This window comes from Herbaspirillum huttiense (assembly GCF_047300815.1).
GTDB classification, from domain to species: domain Bacteria; phylum Pseudomonadota; class Gammaproteobacteria; order Burkholderiales; family Burkholderiaceae_D; genus Herbaspirillum; species Herbaspirillum huttiense_A.
Window position 1 is genome coordinate 358,445 of sequence record NZ_CP178609.1, and the last position, 18,049, is coordinate 376,493.

At 58.7% G+C, this 18,049-nt stretch carries 14 protein-coding genes; 3 read left to right on the forward strand and 11 right to left on the reverse strand.

The window, feature by feature from the left end:
* Positions 1-57: 57 nt before the first annotated feature.
* The gene (locus ACLRDN_RS27065; protein WP_413460500.1) at positions 58-1,413 is read right to left on the reverse strand and encodes an SLC13 family permease; all 1,356 of its coding nucleotides are present in this window, start codon (positions 1,411-1,413) and stop codon (positions 58-60) included.
* 1,440 nt (positions 1,414-2,853) lie between these two features.
* Here ACLRDN_RS27065 and ACLRDN_RS27070 point away from each other — a divergent pair.
* Positions 2,854-4,809, forward strand: a complete 1,956-nt coding sequence (locus tag ACLRDN_RS27070) for a methyl-accepting chemotaxis protein (RefSeq protein WP_413460501.1) — start codon at positions 2,854-2,856, stop codon at positions 4,807-4,809.
* 254 nt (positions 4,810-5,063) lie between these two features.
* Here ACLRDN_RS27070 and ACLRDN_RS27075 read toward each other — a convergent pair whose 3' ends face one another.
* The 5 genes from ACLRDN_RS27075 to ACLRDN_RS27095 form a co-directional block, all read right to left on the reverse strand.
* Complete coding sequence (locus ACLRDN_RS27075; RefSeq protein ID WP_413460502.1) at positions 5,064-5,753, reverse strand: winged helix-turn-helix domain-containing protein; 690 nt, start codon at positions 5,751-5,753, stop codon at positions 5,064-5,066.
* Positions 5,740-6,036, reverse strand: coding sequence for a hypothetical protein (locus tag ACLRDN_RS27080; protein ID WP_413460503.1), 297 nt, complete (start codon positions 6,034-6,036; stop codon positions 5,740-5,742). Before ACLRDN_RS27080 ends, ACLRDN_RS27075 begins: the two co-directional genes overlap by 14 nt.
* A gap of 34 nt (positions 6,037-6,070) precedes the next feature.
* Positions 6,071-7,501 carry an NAD-dependent succinate-semialdehyde dehydrogenase gene (locus ACLRDN_RS27085; protein WP_413460504.1) on the reverse strand — a complete coding sequence of 477 codons (1,431 nt, stop codon included), beginning with the start codon at positions 7,499-7,501 and terminating at the stop codon, positions 6,071-6,073.
* Positions 7,502-7,637: 136 nt separating this feature from the next.
* Entirely contained in the window at positions 7,638-8,996 is a 1,359-nt protein-coding gene (locus ACLRDN_RS27090) for an MFS transporter (protein ID WP_413460505.1), read from the reverse strand.
* A gap of 91 nt (positions 8,997-9,087) precedes the next feature.
* Positions 9,088-10,767 carry a GMC family oxidoreductase gene (locus ACLRDN_RS27095; RefSeq protein WP_413460506.1) on the reverse strand — a complete coding sequence of 560 codons (1,680 nt, stop codon included), beginning with the start codon at positions 10,765-10,767 and terminating at the stop codon, positions 9,088-9,090.
* Between the two features lie 196 nt (positions 10,768-10,963).
* Between ACLRDN_RS27095 and ACLRDN_RS27100 the strand changes: the two genes are divergently transcribed.
* Entirely contained in the window at positions 10,964-11,770 is an 807-nt protein-coding gene (locus ACLRDN_RS27100; protein ID WP_413460507.1) for a GntR family transcriptional regulator, read from the forward strand.
* A 59-nt stretch (positions 11,771-11,829) separates the two neighbouring features.
* On the opposite strand, the gene ACLRDN_RS27105 is transcribed toward ACLRDN_RS27100, so the two are convergent.
* Both ACLRDN_RS27105 and ACLRDN_RS27110 read right to left on the reverse strand, forming a co-directional pair.
* Complete coding sequence (locus ACLRDN_RS27105) at positions 11,830-12,429, reverse strand: thiamine pyrophosphate-dependent enzyme (RefSeq protein WP_413460508.1); 600 nt, start codon at positions 12,427-12,429, stop codon at positions 11,830-11,832.
* Between the two features lie 10 nt (positions 12,430-12,439).
* Entirely contained in the window at positions 12,440-13,012 is a 573-nt protein-coding gene (locus ACLRDN_RS27110) for a thiamine pyrophosphate-binding protein (RefSeq protein WP_413460509.1), read from the reverse strand.
* A gap of 252 nt (positions 13,013-13,264) precedes the next feature.
* On the opposite strand from ACLRDN_RS27110, the gene ACLRDN_RS27115 reads away from it, so the two are divergent.
* Positions 13,265-14,044, forward strand: a complete 780-nt coding sequence (locus ACLRDN_RS27115; RefSeq protein WP_413460510.1) for an IclR family transcriptional regulator — start codon at positions 13,265-13,267, stop codon at positions 14,042-14,044.
* A gap of 11 nt (positions 14,045-14,055) precedes the next feature.
* On the opposite strand, the gene ACLRDN_RS27120 is transcribed toward ACLRDN_RS27115, so the two are convergent.
* Genes ACLRDN_RS27120 through ACLRDN_RS27130 form a run of 3 tightly spaced genes read right to left on the reverse strand, consistent with a single transcriptional unit; the run spans position 14,056 to position 17,542 of the window.
* Positions 14,056-15,792 (reverse strand): ClcB-like voltage-gated chloride channel protein, encoded by a 1,737-nt coding sequence (locus tag ACLRDN_RS27120; protein ID WP_413460511.1) that lies wholly within the window; start codon positions 15,790-15,792, stop codon positions 14,056-14,058.
* Between the two features lie 17 nt (positions 15,793-15,809).
* On the reverse strand, positions 15,810-16,301 hold the full coding sequence (locus tag ACLRDN_RS27125; RefSeq protein ID WP_413460512.1) for an aconitase X swivel domain-containing protein: 492 nt from the start codon (positions 16,299-16,301) through the stop codon (positions 15,810-15,812).
* Entirely contained in the window at positions 16,298-17,542 is a 1,245-nt protein-coding gene (locus ACLRDN_RS27130) for an aconitase X (protein WP_413460513.1), read from the reverse strand. Before ACLRDN_RS27130 ends, ACLRDN_RS27125 begins: the two co-directional genes overlap by 4 nt.
* Positions 17,543-18,049: the final 507 nt, after the last annotated feature.

Below are 18,049 nucleotides of genomic sequence, written 5' to 3' on the forward strand. Positions count from 1 at the left end.
GCCATCGCGCTGCGCTTCAAGGGGAGTTACTGCGCAATGAAGCACCAATGCACTATTTCATAACGCCAGAAGCGCAACAAATGGCAAGCATGCCGCCAGGCAAAGCACCCAAATGAGCAACTGCTTGTAGACCTTTTCGTCACTGCTTGCTTCTGCAAGAACCAATGCGCCGCCAATATGGAACGGGCTGCTGCACATGACGACGATGCTTCCTGCAAGGACGGACAAATGCCATGTCGCGCTCACTGCGGAAAGGTCATGCGGTAATGCCTTGATGGCAATCGGGATGACCAGTCCGAGCACGGCAATCGACGAGGATTCAAAATTGGCGACGATGGTGCCGACGAAAGAAAGGCCGATGCGGACCAGGGCTGGATTGCTCGCACTGCTGAGGAAACTTCCAATTTCCTCCATGACGCCCAGTGCCTCCAGCAAATGCACGTACAGGAGTACGCCCGCGATCATGATCAATATCGCCCATGGGAGCTTCATTACCGCGTTCTTCACGCGGTTGGGAAACGCCACCATCAACAAGAATCCCAGCGCAAATCCAGTCAGGCCAATATCGAATTTCATCACTACCATGACGATGAACACCAGAACCGACAAGCCGGCGAAAAATCGATATGCCCGGTCAGAGAAAGTCGGCATTTCATCTTGCAGCGCACTAACGCCAATAGTCTGAATCGATTCTTTGCGACGCAGCAGATGGATGCCGCCGAAAGCAAAAAACGCCACCAGACTGACCGCCAGGCCAAGAATAAAGTTAAAGACGAAAAAGTGCGTGCTGAGGAAAGCGATATCTGCGCCCCTGGCCATTGTGGCAACCAGCACTCCCCATGGATTGAAGGGGGAAAACCCTCCGACACATCCGCCCTGGATGCATATGATGCCCATCAGAGCGACGCTGATCTTTTCTCGTTTGGCAATCTCCAAGGCGACCGGAATAGTGATGGCGAACGCTGCTGCCGGCAAGGCGCCGATGCCGCTGATCAGCGCAGTGAGGGAGAACATAATCCAGGGCAGAAAATATACGCGCCCGGTCGCAAGCTTGACCGCATTGCGCACGATCAGGCTGGTAAGGCCGCTTTCCTGGACGTGATGCCACAAGAACATGACGCCCAATACCAGTATGGTGAGCTGCGTGGGATAGCCGCTGTATAAGGTCTTTGCCGGAAGACCGGCAATATGCGCAAGGAGAAACGCACCAGGCAACATCGCCAGCCCCAGATTGATATGCCGCCAGAAACTGAGGATAAATACGCAGCCCAATAGTAAAAGTGAAAAAATCTGTATCGATGTCATTACAACTGTCTCCGGTTGAAGGGTCTTTTGACCTCTTTGATCTTGACGTGAATGCCCCAAGCGGTCGTTGCTGGAGCAGCCCGATAAAACGCTTTCGTGAATCAGCATTGCGGTCTCTTGCAGCACCTTCGCACCGCAGAGACATATCGACTAAGGCCTCCAGATTGATCGCTGGCAAGAACCTGGATCAACCGACGCCGCCAGCACAGTCTGGTCAAATCCGGCCCCGGTTTTCACCCGGAAACTGGATCAATTCACTACGCCTTGGCACCAGGGGATGACCAGGTGCTGGTTCCGCGATCACCATCGACCGGTATCGATGTCTGATCAATTGACGCAGGCCTGGCTCATGGCCTGGCCTGGCGAAATCAAGGCGGGACTTGAAACATGTCCCGCCTGTTTTTGTTTTCTGACGACGCATGGGATTGAAACCGCCCCGCGGTTTGAGGTATCCGCGAGCTCCTTCTACTTCTCTGGTTCCTGACAGAACCCTCCGCTGGCAAGGGCACCGATGCTCAGGCTGACATGAGCATCGAATAGGGCTCTTTCGCAGAGCACGCCCACCAGTTTTTTCGAAATGAGACTGGAATTGAATACCGACAGACATTTGCCCTTGACCATATGAAAGCGTGGCAGCACATCTACGTTTGAAAGTGAGGCGCCGCCACGGCTGCCATACTGGCCAGGTGCTCGTTTACAGCTCGCCGAAAGACGTATCTAATCGACTTATCACATGTATTTACTTGTATTAATATGTGTTTTGATAGTAAACAGCCGAAAGGCACTTGTCAACGCATGGTTAATACGATGATCTGGCGGTGATAGAGCAAAGAAAAAGAACAGTGCCGGTTCGCCTACAGATTTTCCCCGCCCCATTTCCCATGGCCTTATGAAGGCTGTTACGCGGTCATGTGTTCTCTCGCATCGCAGTTTTCCTGATACCGGGAATAGCTTCTTCAGGCGCCATCTTTACTTCCGGGATCGGACCATCTTCTGCGGTGATCCTGACAGACTCCTGACGATGAATTCGTCGATGGCCTCGACGAACGCCTTACTGAATAAGCGCGATTGCTGGTATCTGTTCGGATGCAGCGGCGAAGTATGTTTCCTGGTACATCAAGCGCGCAGGCGGATTTCCAGCTTGAGAGGGCGGCCTCTGACGCACCTGTTCCGGATCATGCCGGGCAAGGCCCCGCCTATCACCTCGCTCCCCTGCCCGACTTGATGAACAAGATCGCGGTCTGAAAACAGAGCCACCACTGGTTGCAAATTACCTGAGAGCGCAGACCAGTTTCGGCGCAAGTAAAGCAAGCAGATTTCCGAATCCACTCACGATCAGGCATCTTTGACGCAGGCACGTCCATACACAAAATTTTCAATAACTTCCGAACATAAAAAATTCATCTAAATGATTTTTCAATTCAGCTATTTTTGATCAAGGCAGCGTAATTAACCGATTAATACTTGTATTAAATTTCCAATACAAGATATCTAGGACGCTTGGCCCAATCGCATCCTCCATCAATCCAGATAAAAATAGCCGACGCCATGATGGACATCCTTATCCCCTCGACATCCCAGCCTTCTCATCATTGGAAAAATCGGCTGTCGATACAGACGACACTGACAATCCTGGCCATCGGTTCATTCTTCGCAATCATCCTCGCTACGTACGCAGTCATTCACTTCTTCGTCGCCCCGGATTTAAGCCATCTGGAACGTGACATTGTCATCTCCCAAGTCGACAGCATTTCGTCGATCATCAGAGAGCAGCTGCAGCGCGTCGAGACCCAGAGTCGCGGAATCTCACAGGCAGCAGCAACGTCATCACCAGAAACCATGGACGCCTTCCTGCCCGCCTTGATTGATCAGTTTGGGGACCCCAATGTGATCGGCGGCGGCATCTGGCCTCTGCCCGGGAAAAGAGAGGCCGGCAAGGAACGCTTCAGCACGTTCTACGTCCGGGAGCCCTCCAAAGGCGCACTGAAGAAAAACGATTACTGGAACACCGAGTCCTCCCCCCGATACTGGGAGCAACCATGGTTTGCGAATGGCGTGCGCGCACCGAAGGGGCGATGCATCTGGGCAGCGGCCTACAACAATGCGGCGAGCGCGGTACCGAAAACCAACTGTGACATGCCCTTGTACAAGGGGGATTCACTCTACGGCGTGGTCACCATCAACGTGACGCTCGACTTGTTCAATCAGGTGGTTGCTGACGTCGAACAGCGCATTCATGGCCAAGTCATGATCATTGAATCCGACGGAAAAATGGTGAGTAGCAATAGTCAGATTGATGCGTCTGCGCTACTGAAGAACGTGTCAGAACTCGCCGAAAAATCCCCCATGGCCGCAAAAGTCGCAGAACTCTTGCAGCATCCTGATGAACAGCAAGCCGGTGGCAGCTATATTGCCGATGGCGTGCCCCAGAGCGTTTTCGTGAAGAAGATAGAAGGCACGCCATGGCTGATCGCGGCAAGCGTTCCGACATCGAGCCTGACAAAGAATACGACGCGGATACTGACCAAGCTCTCCAGCGTCCAAATCCCCATGGCCGTGCTGCTGATGGTGCTCGTCATCCTGGGCATCCGCGCCATGATGTCTCGTCTCAATACGCTGAGATCCAAGATCCATGAGCTCTCGTCGGGCGAGGCCGACCTCACTCGCCGCGTTCCCGAGACTGGCGGCAAGGAATTCGCCGCAATCGCAGCAAGCCTGAACACCTTCATCCGCCGCCTGGGAGGCATCGTTCAACAGGTCGTCGACGGCACACAATCGGTGAGTGATTCGTCGCAACAGATTTCCAGCGGGAACATCGATCTCTCGGCACGCACTGAAGAACAGGCAAGCGCACTGGAAGAAACCGCAGCCAGCATGCTGCAACTGACCGAGGTGGTGCGCAATAACGCCGACAACGCCATGCACGCCAAAGATCTTGCCACCCAGGCGAACACCATGGCACTCGCCGGCAATCAGGCCATGCTGGCGATGCTGTCGACCATGACGGAAATCAACAGCGGCTCGGAACGCATCGGGAACATTACCCGGGTGATCGAGGACATTGCTTTCCAGACCAACCTGCTGGCGCTCAACGCTGCAGTTGAGGCTGCCCGGGCGGGTGACCAGGGACGCGGATTTGCCGTCGTGGCGAGCGAAGTCCGGGTGCTGGCACAACGGTCGGCATCCGCTGCCAAGGAAATCAAGAGCCTGATCGACCTGTCCGTCACAACGACTCAAGGTGGAGCGCGACAGGCCTTGGAAGTCGGATCGACGATCGACCTAGTTCAACAATCCATCAGCCAGGTGTCAGACATCATTTCCGCCATTGCCGCCGCGTCGGACGAACAGAGTCGTGGAATCAACGAGATCAATCAGGCCGTGTGTCAGCTCGACGCTACCACCCAGCAGAATGCCGAACTCGTCGCACAGGCCGCCACGGCAGCGCAATCTCTGGACGAACAGGCTACCTGTCTGAAAGCGGCTGTTTCAGTGTTCAAGCTTTGAATGGTCAGTCGAGGAATGCAAGAGCGCACCGGCAGCCGGCATCGACTATCCCGTCAACACGGGCTTGTCAGGTGCCGGACTGCCACAGACCGCATGGCCTGTTCGCACACAGGGCGCTATATGCAGATGGAACGGAAACCGACACCGCGCTCAGGCGGGGCGATAGCGAATTGAGCAAGACGGATTTTTACAACAGGGGAAGTCGACCCATCAATTATCCGGCAACAGAATCCGGACATACCGGTTTCAAGCTGCTAGTTATTGAAGACAACTGACTCAAGCCGGTAGCCCAAGCCGCGTGACATGGAAATGGTGATACCCGCTGGCATGATCTTTTTGCGGACGCGATGAATATAGACTTCAATCACATTGCCGCTGACTTCATCGCTCAACGCGTACATGCCATCAATCAGCTGCTGTTTCGTCACCCAGTGCCCGAGACGGTTCAACAGGATTTCCAGAACACGCAACTCCTTGGCCGGCAGGATGACGCCACGCCCCTCCAGGTAAAGAGACCGTCTGACGCGATCAAAGCTAAGCCTTCCCAACTGGATCGGGAGCGCATTGGCACCCGCTGCACGACGGATAAGTGAACGTGAACGAACCTGAATTTCCTTGAACGCAAATGGCTTGGCGACGACATCGTCGGCGCCAGCTTCAAGGACCGACATCCTGTCGTCCAGATGGCGGAAGGTCCCGAGAGCGAGCACCGGGATCTCCGGATAGCAAGAACGAAGCCGCTCGAGCTTGTCCACGCCCCAGCCGCTGTAGCGGTCCAGGTCGAGGATCACCAGGTCGAATGCGCCGGTAGACAGACACAACTCCAGCTCTCTACCGGTATTGACGTGATCGATGACACAGCCGCACGAACGGAATGCATCAGACAAGGCCAGGTTCTGGCCGCCGTCGTCGCAAAACAGCACCCGCACCCTATTTGCCCCCATGCAGGTGAATGCCTGCTCTCGCGAGTTCGTAGGCATCCATCAATACTTCCGCCTGCCATGGTGAAGACTGCGCAATCAGGCAGGCAAGCTGGCGCAGTTGAGCCAGCATGCCAGTCCAGGCGGCTTTTGCATGGTGCGGAGTCATGCCTTCGAAACGTGATGCAGCGAATTCGAGGGCGGCGCCGATTTGCTCATGCACGCTTTCCCCATGCGTCGTTTCGAGTCCGATACGCAGAAGCCGGTCGATCACCACCTGACTATCCGTGCTGTCGATGCCGTACATCCTCTCCCCCTCCACACTCGTCCTCATCATGCTCTTACACTTGCGTGATGAATTTGGTTGTCAGGTAACCATCAAAGGTTTCCGTCCCGCCTTCACTCCCGATCCCGCTGTCCTTGATACCGCCGAACGGCGTTTCAGGCAGGGCCATACCCGAGTGATTGATGTTGACCATGCCCGCTTCCAGCTCACTTCCAAGCCGATGCGCGCTCTGCATATTGGTCGTGAATGCATAGGCAGCCAGACCGAATGGCAAGCTGTTGGCGCGGCTAATGGCCTCATCCAGGGTGTCAAACCGGCTCAGCGATGCGATAGGACCGAAGGGCTCCCGTGTCATCAATGAGGACTCCTCCGGCAAACCATCGACCAACGTGGGCATGAAATAGCTGCCATTGCGGTCCGGCGCAAAGCCACCGGTCAGGATGTCGCCGCCACGCGCCCGGGAGTCCGCCACAAATGCTTCCATCTCCATCACACGGCGCTGGTGCGCCAACGGTCCCATGGTCGTTTCGGGAGACATGCCGTCGCCCACCCGTGCCTCCTCAAACGCAGCCACAAGCCGGTCGCGAAGCCGGTCGTAGATACCGGCCTGCGCATAGAAACGCGTCGGCGACACGCAAACCTGACCAGCATTGCGCAGTTTCAGTTTGGCGATGGTCGCGGCGGCGGTGTCCACGTCTGCGTCGTCGCAGACGATGACAGGCGCATGCCCGCCCAGCTCCATGGTCATGCGCTTCATGTGCCCGCCGGCCATAGCCGCCAGGCTCTTGCCGACCTGCACTGATCCTGTGAAGGAGATCTTGCGCACCAGCGAGTGGCGGATGATCTGCTCTGAAATCTCTGCCGGCGCGCCCCAGACGATATTGAGCACGCCCGGCGGCAAGCCGGCATCGTGGAACAGCCGGGCAAGCGCTACCACAGCACTGGGCGCATCTTCCGGCCCCTTGATCACCAGAGTGCATCCTGCGCCGATCGCCGCGACCATCTTGCGAATGGCCTGATTGAACGGAAAATTCCACGGCGTAAAGGCTGCGCAGACGCCGACCGGCTCCCGCACCACCATCTGCCGCACCCGCGGATCCCGGGACGGGATGACACGCCCGTAAATGCGACGGCACTCTTCTGCATGCCAATCGGCATGTTCAGCGCAGCCAAGCACTTCGGCCTTGGCTTCGGCCAAGGGCTTGCCCTGATCCAGAGTAATGCCCCGGGCAATATCATCAGCACGTTCACGGGCAAGCACCGCAACTTTGCGCAGGATCTCGCTGCGCAGCATCGGCGATGAGTTCTTCCAGCTGCGGAAGGCCGCGTCTGCAGCAATCAAAGCGTGTTTAACGTCCTGGAACGACGCGTGAGGTAGCTGGCCAAGGCCGTCACCAGTAGCCGGGTTCAGCACTGTCTCGGATTTACGGGACGCGTCCGCCCCGATGAATTCACCGTTGATATAGAGATAAAGCGTTGGGTACATGGCGGAATGTCAAATGCCCCTCTTGCGCAAGACGCGCAGCGTGACGTGCCGCAAAAGGGAAGTGTTGGATAAAAAAGGCGGAGGAGACGCCAGACCGACGTACACCTCCGCCAAGAACGCAAGACAGACCAGCGTCTTACATACGGGAGGAACTCTGCGAATATTGGGCGCGACCGCCGTGTTCGCGATGCGTTTCCAGGTTAGCCGTGTGCGACATTTTTCCGGCACGGCTCTTGATGATAAAGGCGCAGATCGACGACATGACACCCGACACCGCGACGTAAGCGCACACCAGCCATGGCGTACCACCAGCCCAAGTCACCAGGACTGTGGCAATGATTGGCGTCAGGCCACCGGCGGTCACGCTGGAGAACTGGTACACGAAGGAGATACCGGTGTAACGCACCCGAGCATCAAACAACTCGCACAGAAAGACCGCCACCGTACCGTACACCGCTGCATAGAAGATGCCGTAGGGTACTGCAATGGCGGCCCAGATCATCATGGTGTTGCCATTGGCGTGAGTGAACACCCAGAAAGCCGGATAAATCGAGGCGGCGACCACCAGCGAGGCAATGCCATACAGCTTCGGACGACCAACCCAATCCGAGATCCGGCCAAAGATCGGGATGAAGATCGTCAGCACCACCGCACCGACCATCACGCCTACCAGCGCATCATTGCGCGTCATGCCGATGTGCGAGGTCAGGTAGCTGATCGCAAACACGCTGAAGATATTGAAGAAGACGCCGTCGATATGCCGTGCGCCCAGGCCCAGCAGCATGTTGCCCGGGAAGCGCTTGCACATGTCGAAGAATGGCACCTTGGCTTCGCCGTGCGTGCTTTTCATCTTGGCGAACTCCGGGGTTTCCATGACCTTCAGGCGAATCCACAAACCGAACAATACGAAGAAGAACGACAGTACGAAGGCCAGACGCCATCCCCAGGCCATGAACTGTTCATCGGTCAGCAGCGCAGACAGGGTCGCGATGATCGCGGCCGACAACAACACGCCAACCGACAGGCCGATCTGCGGCAGACTGGTATAGAAGCCCTTCTTGTCCGCTGGCGCATATTCATAGGCCATCAGCACTGCACCACCCCACTCCCCGCCCAGCCCGATCCCCTGGATCACGCGGAACAGCAACAGCAAACCTGGCGCCCAGTAGCCGATATGTTCATACGTGGGGACCAGGCCGATGGCCATCGTGGACACCCCCATGATCAGCAGTGTCACCACCAGCATGCTCTTGCGTCCGACCTTGTCACCGAAGTGCCCGAAGATCACGCCACCCAACGGACGGGCGATGAAGCCCACGGCAAAGGTGGCATAGGCCAACAGCGTCGAGGTCGCCTCGTCACCCGGCGGAAAGTACAGCTTGTTGATCACCAGGCTGGCGACCACGCCGTACAGGAAAAAGTCATACCACTCGATGATGGCGCCGATGACGCTCGCTGCGGCGACACGCCGCATTCCTCCATTTTCACTCTTCATGATGTCTCCTTCGACGCAATTCTATGTTCGCGTTCTGTTGCTATGAATCGGTGTTTGCCTGAGCCAGGCCGGTGTTGTTGTCAGGATGAGGTCAGCTCGTGGTCACCTCCTGGCGCTTCGTGTCAACAACACGGTCAAGCGTGATGATGTTCTCGGACTCGACGGATTGTGCCCCCCGCCCCAGGATCATGTCGGCTGCCTTTTCGGCAATCATCACGGTCGGAATATTGGTATTGCCGGAAATCAAGGTCGGCATCACCGAGCAATCGACCACGCGCAGGCCGGTGACACCGCGCACGCGCAGTTGCGCGTCCACCACGGCCATCGGGTCGCTGTCTGGGCCCATCTTCGCGGTGCACGAAGGATGGAAGATGGTCGTGCCGTACTCGCGGCAGAATTGCAGGATCTCGTCATCGGTCTTCACGTCCGGACCCGGGCGGTATTCGCGCTTCATATAGGGCGCCATCGGTGCCGACTGGGCGACGCGCCGGGCGAACTTGACGCCGGCGATGGTGGTGCGCCGGTCGGTCTCGGTCGACAGATAATTCATCTGGATGCGCGGCGCTTCTTCCGGATTGGTCGAACGGATGCGGATCGAACCACGCGATTCCGGACGCAACTGGCAGATCGAATAGGTACAACCAGGGAAATCGTGCACATTGCCTGCGGTGCTGTCCGCCGACAAGGCCGCAAAGTGGAACTGGATGTCGGGCGTGGGATTCTCGTCCGGCAAGGCGCGGCAGAACATGCCACCGTGGTTGATGCCCAATGCCAGCGGCCCGCTGCGGTTAATCAGCCAGCGCAAACCCATGCCCATCTTGCCGGTCAGGCTGCGCATGGCGTCATTGGTCGTGATCGGCTTGGTCACCTCGTACATCAGCCGCACTTGGAGGTGATCCTGCAGGTTCTCGCCCACGCCTTCGGAGATATGCACCGGGTCAATACCGAACTCCTGCAGCAATGCTGCAGGCCCGATACCGGACAATTGCAGCAACTGCGGGCTCTGGATCGCACCGGCGCACAGCAGCACTTCGCGGCGCACATGCACTTCCTTCTCCACGCCGTTCTGACGGTAGCGAACGCCGACAGCGCGCTTTTCATGGAACAGCACCTTGCTGGCGAACGCCTCGGTTTCGATATGCAGGTTGTGACGATGCCGTGCCGGCTTCAGGTACCCCACGGCAGTCGAGCAACGGAAGCCCTTACGCGTGCTGACCTGGAAATAGCCCACGCCTTCCTGACGGCCATCGTTGAAGTCCTTCACGCGCGGCACGCCCAGATATTCGGCGCCGGAGATAAAGGCATCGACCAGCTCGTGGCCGGGAGGCACGCTGGTGGCATGCATGGGGCCATTGACGCCACGCGTAGCCGACGGGCCGAGGTCATTGGTTTCCAGCTTGCGGAAATACGGCAGGCAGTCATCCCAGCCCCAGCCCGGGTTACCTAGGTCGCGCCACTCGTCGTAGTCGCGGCGCTGGCCGCGGATGAAGATCAGACCATTGATCGAGCTGGACCCCCCCAGGGTCTTGCCGCGTGGTTGGTACATCTTGCGGTTGCCCATGTTCGGCTCGGGCTCGGTGTAGAAGCGCCAGTTGTACTTGGGGTGCTGCATCGTCTTGGCATAGCCGATGGGGATATGGATCCACGCATAGCTGTCCTTCGGGCCCGCCTCCAGCAGGCACACCGAATATTTGCCATCTTCGCTCAGGCGGTTGGCCAACACACAACCGGCAGAGCCGGCGCCGACGATGACATAGTCAAAGATTTGCATTTTTCAGGTCTCCAGAATTTGCCCGTCGTGGTGTTGATGGCGGGCATTTGCATCTTGTATGCAGATGTCTTAGTATCTAGATACAACAGCGCACAAACCGTCGCAAGGAAAATGCCCCCGCCAGTCGGAAATTGAGCCTGAAGATGCTTTTTCGAATTGAAAACCGCTGCCATCAGCCCACCGACAGGTCTTTTCCATGACTCCCAATTCCCGTAAAAAAACGTCCATAGACGAACCACAAATCGACCGTAACAGCGCTACCGCGCTCTATCTACAAATCGCCGATCACCTCCGTGGCGCCATCGCCGCTGGCCACTATCCTGCAGACAGCAAGCTGCCGGCAGAGAGCGAACTCACCGACATGTTTGGCGTGAGCCGCGTCACCGTCCGCCAGGCGATTTCTCAATTACTGGCGGATGGCAGTGTGATCAGCAAGCAAGGCAAAGGTACTTTCGTCTCGGGGAAGAAGCTGTTGCACGATCTGAAGCCGATGCGCGGCTTCTACGACGCGCTGGTGGCGCAAGGCATCGAGCCCAAGACCAAACTGCTCGAATTCGCCCCCGTCGAGGCGCCGCTCCGCATTCATGAGGCCTTCGGCTCGCCGGAAGGTAATTGCTTCTTACTGCGCCGCTTGTACCTGGTCAATGACGAGCCGGTCGCGCTGGTAACGTCCTATCTGCCGCCTGCAGCCAGCGGGCTTACCTGGGAGCAGGTCACGCGCAATCCCATTTATGTGCTGCTAGAGACCTTTCTTGACATGCCGGTGACCAAGGCCGATATCCGCATTCGTGCGACCTCCGCCGGCAGCGCCGTCAGTCAGGCGCTTGGCTTGCCCACACGCGCGGCGCTGCTGGTGATGGAACGTGACTCCTACGGCACCAACGGCGCACTGCGGGAACACACCTCGTTCTACATCCGCCCCGAAAACTACGAATTCACTCTGAGCGTGCAAGGCCCCTTGCCCGTGGGCTCCTCCATCAAGAACGTCACCCCCAACGACTGAGCCAGAACAAAAAGGCCGGCACAGCATCAGCTGACCGACCTTGATGTGGCACGAAATCCTTAAGCTTCGACCAGAGTGGCGCGAATGCGTCGCAACTCGTCACCCATGCGGGTGAAGCGCTGATCCGTCATCTCGACCGATGGTTTATCAGCACCCAGCACCGGCGGATCGCTTTCGATGATCAATTCCACGAAAGCTGGCTGCGGCCCAGCCAGAATGGCGGCGATCCGGTGCTCGAAGTCGTCGGCATCCGTGATGCGGTGCGTCGCCTGATAACCTGCGGACTTGGCCATTCCGGCAAAGTCCACCGTCTTGGCGCCCGGCGTCTCTAGATTGCCCAGGCCTGCAAACTGCGTGCTGTTGTTCAGGACGAAGTGGGCGAAATTGGGCGGAGCCGCCTGAGCGACACTCACCAGCCCGCCCAGCTCCATGAGCAAACTGGCGTCACCGTCGAGCACCAGCACCGGTCGCTCCGGGCGAGCCAGCGCCAGACCCAGACCGAGCGATGCAGCACCGCCCATCAGGGGAACGCACGCCACATTAAGCGCATTGTTGGAGATCTTGTCGAGCGTGTTCATTGCCCCCATGGTGGTGACGACAATGGCATCGCCGCGATGATGTTGAATGGTGCTGCATGCCTGCATGGCGGTCATGGTCATGGCGCTCTCCTTACACTGCCTGCGCCGGTCGCGCTGCCGCGGACGACGCCGAAAATCCGATGAAATGGCCGGCGATCAACACGACCGGCCCCTTGCGATCCCGCGATGCCTTCCAGGCCGCAGTGATGTTTTTCTCATCGCCGGGCGCATCCAGGTGCCAATAGGGAATATCGAGCGTATCGAGCAAAGGCTCTAGCATGCGCACCATCAACCGGCGCGACTCTGCAGGCGGCTTGCCCAGGTTCGAGAACTCCCGGCCAAACTGGCCGACGATGAACAGCAGCGGAATCTTAGAATCTAGTCCCAGCGCGCGCACGCTGTTGATCGCGGCGTAAAAGCCCTGGTTCTGCACCAGGATGACCACGCTCTTACCGCCCGCATACAGGCCGGCGGCCACTTCGACAGCCTGGTCCTCAGTCGTGGTCGGCACCACACGGATGCCATGACGCTCGTCTTCCAGCGCTTGGTGCAGGGCAATCTGCAGCATGTCAGGCACCGTCGTCACAAAATCGATGCCACATTGCTGCAGCTGCTCAATGACCTTTCCGGCATCCACCGAATACCGCTTGTAGTCGTTCTCCATCACATTCCTCTCTATCCGCGTTGCGCCGTTTGCGCCTTGCGTGTCTGATGCGTCAAAATGGTCTTCGCCATGCAGTGAGCAAACCGTGCGCCGGGCAATGCGCGTTTGCCAACTTGTATCAACATGTCTTAATATCTAGATATAACAACTGGCACCACAGAACAACAAGAATCGGCCACGCGAACGGAATTTGAGCCGGAAAACGGTTCTTTGAACTGAATTCGCTGCGGCCACGACCACACCTGGAGACTTATGCTGCAAGACGATTCATCCCACGAACACAAACTCTTGCGGGTCTTGCGCCTGCTGGAGCGCATCTCGTCCTCTGCCGAGCCGGTGACCATCGCCCAGGTCGCCATGCGCCTGGACATCCCGAAGGCCAGCGCGGCGCGCCTGGTAGAGATGTTGGTGGCCAATCGCTATATCAGTCGACTGCCCGAATCACGCGGACTGGTGCCGGGCCCGCAAACAGTGCAGTTGGCGCTGACGACGCTGGGCAACAGCTCGTTCCGGCGCCTGTGCCGCAGCATGCTGCGCGGCCTGGTCAACAAGCTTGGCGAAACCTGCAACCTGTCAGCGCTGGATGGCAACTGCGTGCTGTATCTGGATCGTGTGGAAACGTCTGAACCCCTGCGCATGCACCTCGACCTAGGGTCGCGCCACCCGCTGCACTGCACCGCCGGCGGCAAGCTTTTCCTGGCGCGCATGCCACTGGCCGAGCGGACGGCCTTGCTGGACCGGATGACGCTGGAGAAGCGCACGCCGCATTCGATCACGTCACGCAGCGAGCTCAACGAAGAGCTCAGGCGCCTCGCTGAAAAGGGGATCGGGACGGATCGCGAGGAGTTTATTCAGGGAATGGTCGGACTGGCCGTGCCCATCGCCACCGGCGACGAGCGCAGTGCGATTGCGCTGGTGTGCCATGCGGCGCTGGCGCGCAGCAGCCTTGAACAGTTGATGGAGAAGCTGCCCCTGATGACGGAGACCGCCAAGCAGTTCACCGCGATCTTTGCAGAGCACGGCAACGCCTGACGGGACTGGCATCAGCGGCTCGCCGCTGGCGCCGGGCCGAGGCGGACATAAGCGTCGAGCAACGCCGTCTTATGGACCACCCCCAGCAGATGCCGGGACATCAACTTGTCGTTGATGACAGGGAGTCGCTCCCCCTTGAATTCACGGAACAGGTGTAGCGCGTCCGTCAGGGACATATCGGAGGTGAGGACGTAGAACCCCGGTGTCAGGAAGTCCGCTGCCATCGACCTCCCTTCCCCGCCGCTGTGCAGATACGTAGTCAGCTCCCGCAGCGCCACCACGCCACGGAAACCGCCTTCCTCATCAGTGACATACAGGTATTTGACCGAATGCGCGGTAAACATGCTCATCATCTCGTCCAGGCCCGCCGTCAGAGGCACCACAGTTTCCGCCGGGCGTAGCAAGTCGGCCATCCGGGTTTCAGCCAGCCGAAGACGGTCACGCAGGTCATGCTGACGACGCTCGGTCACCTCATACATCACGGTCTGTTGCGTGCTGCGCGCGACAAAATAGGCCAGCACGCTGGAAAGCATCAAAGGCAGAACGATCTGATACGACAAGGTCATCTCGAAAATCATCAGGATCGCCATCATCGGCGCGTTCGTCGCCGCCGCCAGGAACGCGCCCATTCCCACCATGGCGTAGGCATAGGGCGCCGCGGCAGCTGCAGGCCACATGGCATGCACGCCAAGGCCGATCAGATTGCCCAGCACCGCCCCGACGAACAGAGTCGGCGTGAAAACACCGCCCACAGCACCGGATCCAACGCTGGCCATAGTTGCCACGATTTTGGCCGCCAGAACCAGCAACAGCGCCTGCCACGTCCAGGGATTGTGCAGCAGCGCACTGACCACTTCATAGCCATTGCCCCACACCTCCGGCACCCAAATAGACACAAAGCCAACTGCCAGGCCGCCATACCCCAACTTGACCGGCAAGGGCATGGTAAAACCGGCCACCCACCGCTTGGAGACCGTAATCGTCCTCAGGAACAGCGGTGCCAGCACGCCGCAGAGCAGCCCTAACAGCACGAACGGCACCACTTCCATGCCCTCGATCGCGGGAAATGCCGGCATCTCGTAAGGCGGGTGATAACCACCCAGTTTGCGCATGGCGATATTGGCAACGACGCAAGCCACCAGAATCGGCCCGAACCATTCCATGGCCATGGAGCCCAGCACGAGCTCACAGATGAAAAATGCGCCAGCGATCGGTGCATTGTAGGCGGAGGTGATACCCGCCGCGCCGCCACAAGCCACGAGCACGCGAAGGCGCGCCGTGTCGAAGCGGACAACCCGGCCGATCAGCGAGGCGCAAAGGGCCGCCAACTGCACCATCGGGCCTTCGCGACCAATGGACCCACCGCTTGCAATGGAGAAAAGAGACGAGAGACTGCGCCACAGACTTTGCCAGACGGGGATCGCGCCGTTGCCGACCACGATCACGTCCATGTAGTCCGCGCCACCTTTGGGCGATGGCCGCTTTTGCGCGATCACGAGACAAAGCCCCGCAATCACACCCCCTGCGGCCGGCAACGCGAAGCGCAGCGGCCACGGCAAATGCCGCGCCATCTGCACAAAGTCGCCGGGACGGCTACCGATCATCCGCTGCAGCAGATCGATGGCTTCCCGGAAGGCCGCCGTCGCCAATGCCCCTGCCAATCCTGCGACCACCGCCCACAGCAGCATCGTGTGGTCGCCTTGCAGACGCAAGAACGACCAGCGCCCTCCCCCGTCCTTCATCCCCATGACACCCTCGTATTGCGTCAGCCGCGTGGCACGACATGCACCGGCGACAAGTCCGGCTGCCCGTGGCGGAATTTATCCTGCGCCACGGCGTCATCCGGCTGCGCTACCACCCGCAGGGTCTTGGCTTCAGGGTCCACCTCGACGATCGCACCGTGCGGGATGGCCGCCGTCACGTCTTCATCGAAGCCCGCCAACATGGCGATGTCGCCCAGCGCGGCACCCTGCGCCAGAATCGGATTGACGGTATTGAAGACGATCGCCACCGGTGCCATGTGGCGCGACTGCATTTCGTGTAGCATCCAGGCGCTGGCGACACCACCCTTGGCGGTATCCAGAATCAGGATGCGGCCGACATACGACTGCCCCACCAGCTTGTGCGCCGGACGGGAGAACACGCCTTCCAGGCGGTTCAGGTCGTAACGTGCGGAAAAACCATCCTTGGCGACCAGCGCCTGTGCTGTCACCTTGTTGCCCAGCGCGTGACGCGCGGTGAAGACGAGTTCGGTCATGCCAGTTCTCCTTTTTCTGCTGCTTCGACACATTGCGCCATGGACGCCAGCATCGGCGTGTAGCCATAGCCGCCCAGGATGTTGACCAGCTTTGCGCTGTTGGTGGCCAGGGTCTTCCAGCCCTTGGCCTCGGCCATTTCGCGGGCATACGACTGGTAGAAGCACATGCCGGACAGCACCGTGCCGCCAGCCGCCTCAATCCGTTTGGTATAGCCGAAACGCTCGGAATCCGGCGACACCTGCGGGCTGGTCACCGCCAGCAGCGGAACCTTGAAGCGGCGGCCATCGCACAATTCAGCCAGTTGGCGCAGCTCATAAATGCTCAGTTGCGGCGCCGAGAACACCACCACATCCACCTGCTTGGTCACTGCATAGCTCGCCGCCAGGGCTTCGATCTGCTGACGGTCGATACGGTGATGCACTGGCAGACGATCGCCGCCAACGTCGGCCAGGCAGGATGCCTCGGGCGTCACGCCGACGATATGGAACAGCGCGATGGAGCCGAAACTCGCCATGGCCGCGCCAAAGTGCTTGAGGTCGTCCGATGTCGGCGCACCTTCGATGCCTTCAATCACCGGCACTTCCCAATAATTGCCGGCGAGACGGCCGATAACGCCGCCCAGCGCGCCCCACTCGTTCCAGCTGGTCGGCGTAACGTCGACCACGAAGCGGCGTGTCGCCATACGGCGTTCCGGCAGGTGGAAGCCGTAACGCGGCGTGCGGCCGGTCAGGCCTGCCGACAGCGCCGACGGGCCGCCCTCGAAGTTGGAGCGCGCACCGCACACGGAATTGGAATAGATCACTACACCGGTGTCACCGAAAGCAACGTGTTCGCCACGCGTGGCCGCCAGCACTGTCTGGTAGTTGATGCAGGTATCGGTCATGCTCACGCCCAGACGCTCGAAGGCGCCAATGGCGCGGCGCTCCAGGTCGACCATCCAGTCGCGCTGGCCGAGGTTGTTGGCATGGGCGAAGTCAGTACCGCGCGGATCGGTGATGGTCGGAATGCGCACACCGCGCAGGCCTGCGCCACCCGCATTGATCTCTGCCAGCTTTTCGAGCCAGAGCACGCCGGCCTGGCCCAGGCTTTCAGTGTCCGCCATGATGTGTGCCTGGGTGACCGGCACGAAATCTGCGGCCCCGAAGAACTCCCCTACCTGCACCTGATGGCGCATGGCCATCTGCAACACCTTCCCGCACTCGCCATTGAGCATGGCGGTTTCTTCATCATTCAGTCTCATCCCTGTCTCCATCGACGTTTAAAAGTGAGGCACCGCAACGTCCGGCATACCGGCTGGGTGGCCAACAACAGCATGAGCACCGATTAGATGTACTTAATCGACTCATTACATGTATTTGCTTGTATTAATACGTGTTTGAATAGTAAACAGGCAAAAGCTGGTTGTCAACGCATGGGGATGCATTGTGTTGGTACGAAGTAGATGTAGAGATGGAGAGAAAAAGTGGACGCAGCTGTGCCGGTACCACTTGAATCTGTTGAAAAACGCTACACGCTGGATGACTCGTGAGTGCCCACTGAAAGCTAGTCGGCCCACCCTTCGCGTTCGGCTCCCGAGAGATGAATCTACGACTCCGCTTGCACAAGCCCGCACCCAGCGAAGCCACTTCACAGAGGCTCAATCACACCCGCAATCGATAAGTGGATACTTTTTGTTGATTTTTCGTCACCACTGTTGAGCTGGCGGAAATTGTGACGTATATTTAAAAAGCTCAGCTTGAACGTGGAG